Genomic DNA, 6,593 nt, shown 5'->3' on the forward strand with positions numbered 1-6,593 from the left:
CTATGCCACCACCGGAGCAACAGGAGCTACTTTCATTGGTTTACCCACTGGTGTAAGCGGTAGTTGGGCTGGAAATGTGGTAACGATTAGTGGCACACCAGTTGTTAGTGGAGCATTCCCTTACACTATCACATTGACAGGCGGTTGTGGAAATATCACCGCTAATGGCACAATTACTGTTAATCCAGACCATACAATCAGTCTGACATCAGTTCCTTCAACAACAAGTCAGACAGTATGTATCAATACACCGATATCAAATATCACTTACAGTGTAGGAGGGGGCGCAACCGGAGCAACCGCGACAGGGCTACCATCCGGCGTAACCGGTACTTTTAGTGGCAGCACGTTCACGATCAGCAGCACACCGACTGCATCCGGAACATTCAACTACAGCGTAACCACGACCGGCAATAGTTGCGTGGTAGCAACAGCCAATGGTACTATTACGGTTAATCCGGATCATACGATCAACCTGACCTCCGCACCCTCTACATCAACCCAAACCGTTTGTATCAATACCGCGATCGCCGGTATCACTTACAGTGTTGGCGGCGGTGCAACGGGAGCATCGGTATCGGGATTGCCAGCAGGAGTCAGCGGAACATTCATCGGCAGTACATTGACCATCAGCGGCACACCTACCGTTTCGGGAACGTTCAACTACAGCGTAACCACGACCGGTAACAGCTGCATAGTCGCCACGGCAACCGGCACCATTACGGTCAATCCGGATCATACGATCAATCTGACATCCGCTCCGTCTACATCAACCCAATCCGTTTGTATCAATACCGCGATAAACGGTATCACTTATAGTATTGGCGGCGGCGCAACGGGAGCAACCGTGACAGGACTACCATCTGGCGTAACCGGTACTTTTAGTGGCAGCACCTTCACGATCAGTGGCACCCCGACTGCATCCGGAACATTCAACTACAGCGTAACCACGACCGGCAATAGTTGCGTGGTAGCAACAGCCAATGGTACTATTACTGTAAATCCAAACCATACAATCAGTCTGACATCGGCCAATAATACACAAACAGTTTGTATTAATAAACCGATTGCTAATATCACTTACAGTGTTGGAGGTGGCGCAACCGGAGCAACAGTAACAGGTTTACCATCCGGCGTAACCGGTACTTTTAGTGGTAGCACCTTCTCCATCAGTGGCACACCTACTGCATCCGGAACGTTTAACTACAGCGTAACTACGACTGGCAATAGTTGTGTGGTAGCAACAGCCAATGGTACTATTACTGTTAATCCAAACCACACAATCAGTCTAACATCAGCCCCTTCAACAACAAGTCAGACAGTTTGTTTCAATACACCGATAGCTAATATCACATACAGTGTTGGAGGTGGCGCAACCGGAGCAACAGTAACAGGACTACCGTCGGGCGTAACCGGTACTTTTAGTGGCAGCACCTTCACAATCAGTGGTACACCAACTGCATCCGGAATATTCAACTACAGCGTAACCACGACCGGCAATAGTTGCGTGGTAGCAACAGCTAATGGCTCGATTACCGTTCAGTCAACCCCTACAGCAGGATCAATTAGTTCTAATCAGAAAATATGTCCGAATTCAGTACCGTCAGCATTTAGTTCGTCTGCCGGAACAGGTTCAGGCACCATTACTTACATTTGGGAAAAGTCAATTGACGGAGGTACAACCTGGAGTGTTATCAGTGGAGCAACGTCAGCCACATATGCATCCCCTGCTTTAAGCCAAACAACCAGATTCAGAAGAACTACAGTTTCAACCTTAAACGGTGTTGTCTGCAATTCAGTACCAACGGCATCGGTAGAAGTGATAGTATTAGATGATACTCCCCCTATCTTTACTGCACCATCTCCTATAACAGTATATGTTACAGCAGCTTGCTCAGCCAGTATTAATCCGTCTGTAACAGGAACGGTTACAGATAAATCAGATAATTGCACTCCTTCTGCAAACTTAATTGTGAATTATACAGATGGATCACCTGTTCCTGGTAGTTGTACTGGAACCTACAGTGTTACACGTACCTGGACTGTAACGGATGCTTATGGAAATACATCTTTGCCCAAGACGCAATTGATAACAGTTGCAGATAATATAAAACCGACTTTAAACTTACCTTCTAATAAAACTATAGAATGCTCTGCGAGTACACATCCGGACAATACAGGGTGGCCCACAGGATCGGATAATTGTGCTGGCTCTGTAACTTTTACTTATACAGACGTAACTACTCCGGGAAGCTGTACAGGGAGGTCAACCATAACCAGAACCTGGACTGCAAAAGATTGTAGTGAAAACACTACAACAGGTACACAAATTATTACTATTGTAGATACAAAGCCTCCGGTATTGACCTGTAATAATTTTTCAGTAGCCAACTCCAATGCTATTCCCGCAAGTGATCAAAATGTAAATATTACAGCTGTTGATGCTTGTAGCGGTAATGCTCAAATTATTTTAACCTATGAAGAGTATACAGGGCTAACACAAGGTGCCGGTTTTTGCCCAAGCAGTGTTATTCGTAAATATGTTGCACGAGATGCATGTGGTAATCAATCTGATACATGCACTCAGGTCATTACGGTTATAGATAATACCTATTGTCCTATTTGTCAGGACAATGTGCCTTATTATCCGGCATTATTAAATGGAGCTCCCGATAGCCTTTGGATTTCTCCTTTACATAAAAGAGAAGGTATTTGCTGTGGAGCTACCGGACCTCCTCCTCCGCGGTGTACATCATTTAATGTGTATCTGGATAAAGATGCAGTTGGATTAATTTTTAATATTGAATCAGGAGCGGTTCCACCCGGAGCACTCTATTATCAGGTTGACTGTGGAACTCCTGTTAAAGTAGGAGATGCAATATGTTTAGCCGGAGGACGGTTTTATACCCTAACATTCTGTAAACCTGGGAATAATAAGAATACCTATTCCATTCAATCAATTAGCGGGCTAATTGGAGGTGCTATTACAACCCGTCAGGATGCAAAATGTGCTACCACTTTATCTGTTACTGGTGCAGTTCCGGGATCAATTGTATGGTCTGTAAAAAGTCCAAATGATCAATCTCTTTTGCGCTACTTGTCATGTACAAATTGTGCGAATCCTGTATTTACACCTGACAGCCTGACACCTCCGGTTATTGTCTATCAATTCTGTGGGGCAGTAGAAGGACAGTCCTGTAACAATAATCCAATAATAGATTGTAGTGAATTTACTGTAACAACACTACCCAAGATTGATATTCAGTTTAATATTGATCCGGGGAATATTTGTGCAAATAATATTCCAACAATCAATGCAAATATCACTCCAATAAATCTGACTTATACTTATCAATGGTTTAGCGGTCCAAACGGATCAGGAACACTTCTTTCCACTAATCCTTCATGGAAACCTCAGGTAGAAGGTGATTATTCGTTAGTAGTTACTGAAACCCAGAGTGGAGTGAAGTGTAATACAGCAACGCATAATTTTAGTGTTCGTTTTGATAGGCTTGGTCCAAATTCACTTGTTGTACCTTCTCCTTTGGTAGTGCAGTGTAATGCTCCCGGTGCGGCTCAACAGATCGCAAATTGGCGTGCATCAGCAACCGCGATGGATGGAACAGTACCAGTTCCTGTGACGGATAATTACACTGGTATCAATATGGCATGTAATCAACCTCCGCTTACCGTCACCTTTAGAGCGTCTGACCAGTGTGGAAATGTAAGTTCAGCTACATCGACGATTACAGTGATTGATACTGTGCCTCCTGTTTGGTTAACAGTTGCAGGGACATTGAACAGATCAGTTGATTGCTCTGATAATATAGGACTGAATGCTGCCCGTGCTTTAGAGCCGATAGCGACAGATTTATGCGATCCTACTCCTACACTGACTAAAACTTCAGGTGTCTTTGTTCCGGGATCTTGTCCAAATTCGGGGACTTATACCAATACCTGGACGGCCAGAGATAATTGCAACAACGTAAGTACTGTATTTACTCAGGTTATTACAGTTTATGATGATACTCCTCCTGCAATTACAACTCAGGCTCAGAATCTTACAGTAGAATGCGATGGTACCGGAAATACCGCAGCCTTAAATAGTTGGTTGGCAAATCATGCCGGAGCTGTTGCTTCAGATGATTGTAGTACAGTAACCTGGAGTAATAATTATACGGGATTGTCCGATTTATGTGGCGCAACGGGTGCTGTAAATGTTATTTTTACAGCTAAAGATGCCTGTGGAAACAGTTCAACAACTCAGGCAACATTCACGATTGTTGATACTCAGGGACCAGCAATTACCTGTCCGGCAAATGTAACCGGAACGACCGATCAAAATGAATGTTATGCTACCGGAATAACTATGGGAACAGCGACAGCGAATGATAATTGTTCGGCTTCAGGAGAAATAACTATTACTAATAATGCTCCAGCTCAGTTCCCGCTAGGTACTACCACTGTGACCTGGACCGCTACTGATGCCTGTGGAAATTCATCCACCTGTAATCAGACGGTGACTATTACTGATAATAATCAACCCCCGACAATCACTTGTCCGGCTGATGTAGTACAAACTGCACCTCTGGGTAGTTGTGCTTTGACCAATGTTACCATTCCAGATCCGGTTGCAGCAGATAACTGTGGAGTAGTTTTACAAACCTGGACTATTCAAAAACCGAACGGATCTATCATCAGTAGTCCTGCCACTGGTATCAACTCTGTTAGTGGACAAACCTTTGATGTGGGAGTTTCTGTCGTTACCTATACGGTAAAGGATGCATCAGGTCATTCGGCTTCATGTTCATTCAATGTTTGGATCAAGGACCTGAATAAACCTGTATTTACTTCTGGCTGTCCTCCCGATATTACTAAAAATGCAGATCCGGGATTATGTTCTGCCAATGTGACCGTCCCTGTTCCGACGGTATCTGATCCATGTAACGAAGGATATACATTGGTTAATAGCATTACTGGAACCAACAACGCCAGCGGAGTGTATCCGGTAGGTGTAACTACCGTTATCTGGACGATTACTGATGCATCCGGGAATGTAACTACCTGCACCCAAACGATAACCGTGAATGCAAATCCTCCGGTTATTACTTGCCCTCCTAATGCTACTGTTAATTGTACTGATCCGACTACACCTGAAGCGTTTGGCTTTGCGACAGCGACTGATCCGTGCGATCCGGCACCAGCTATTTCTTATAATGATGCGATCACTCCGGGTAGTTGTGCAAGTAATTATACTATTCGTCGTACTTGGACTGCGGTGAATAAGTATGGGAAATCGGCGGGGTGTGTACAGGTGATTACGATAACTCCGCCGACCTTCACCATGCCGACTGCGGGTGCTTCTACAGTGGCTTGTATATCCGATGCCCAAACAGTACCGGCTAATCCAACGGTCAATAACTCCTGCGGAGCACCTCTTACAGTTACAGGCCCTGTGGTAGGAGCAGACCCGGTTTGCTCGGGAACTAAAACTTACACCTGGACTTACACCGATTGTACCGGAATATCAGCAGAGTGGGTTTACACCTATACGATTGATGCCCCTGTTGTAACGATGCCATCGAATCCTGCCGCCGTTCATGTGGCTTGTGCCGCTAACGCGACAGCGCCAGTTCCTCCGGTGGTAACGGATAACTGCGGCAGAACCCTCGCCGTGAGTGCCGGTGTACCAAGCGCCGACCCAATCTGTTCAGGCGACAAGACCTGGACGTTCACTTATACGGACTGCGCTAACGCAACTTATAGCTGGGTTTACACCTATACGATTGATGCCCCTGTTGTAACGATGCCATCGAATCCTGCCGCCGTTCATGTGGCTTGTGCCGCTAACGCGACAGCGCCAGTTCCTCCGGTGGTAACGGATAACTGCGGCAGAACCCTCGCCGTGAGTGCCGGTGTACCAAGCGCCGACCCAATCTGTTCAGGCGACAAGACCTGGACGTTCACTTATACGGACTGCGCTAACGCAACTTATAGCTGGGTTTACACCTATACGATTGATGCCCCTGTTGTAACGATGCCATCCGATGGATCATCAACCGTAAATTGTCCTGCTGATGCGTTACAACCGACAGCACCTGTAGTCAAAGACGCATGTGATAATGTTCTGACCCCAACTATCACGACTCCGTCCCTGATCAGCTGCGACGGCAGTATGACTTATGTCTTTACCTATAAAGATTGCAGTGGTCATAGCCACTACTGGAGCTATGTCTATACGATTGCCCAACCGGACTTTACGTTACCGGCCAACGTTTCTGATACCGTCAATTGTCCGGCAGACGCCGTTCGCCCGACCGCTCCTGTAGTCAAAGACGCTTGTGGCAACATCCTGACCCCAACCGTAAGCGAACCAAGTCTGATCAGCTGTGACGGCAGTATGACTTATGTCTTTACCTACAAAGATTGCAGCGGTCACACTCACGCCTGGAGCTACGTTTACACGATTGCTCAACCGGACTTCACGTTACCGGCCAGTGGAGATTCCACCGTCAATTGTCCGGCAGACGCCGTTCGTCCGACTGCACCGGAAGTGAAAGATGCTTGTGGCAACATACTTACACCAACCGTAA

1 protein-coding gene is annotated in these 6,593 nt (G+C 46.1%); it reads left to right on the forward strand.

The window, feature by feature from the left end; genetic code table 11:
• On the forward strand, positions 1-6,593 hold a 6,593-nt coding region (locus tag MLE17_RS18750; RefSeq protein ID WP_243350302.1), incomplete at both ends, for an HYR domain-containing protein.

The sequence above is a fragment of the Parabacteroides sp. FAFU027 genome, from assembly GCF_022808675.1.
GTDB lineage: Bacteria > Bacteroidota > Bacteroidia > Bacteroidales > UBA7332 > CAXXIC01.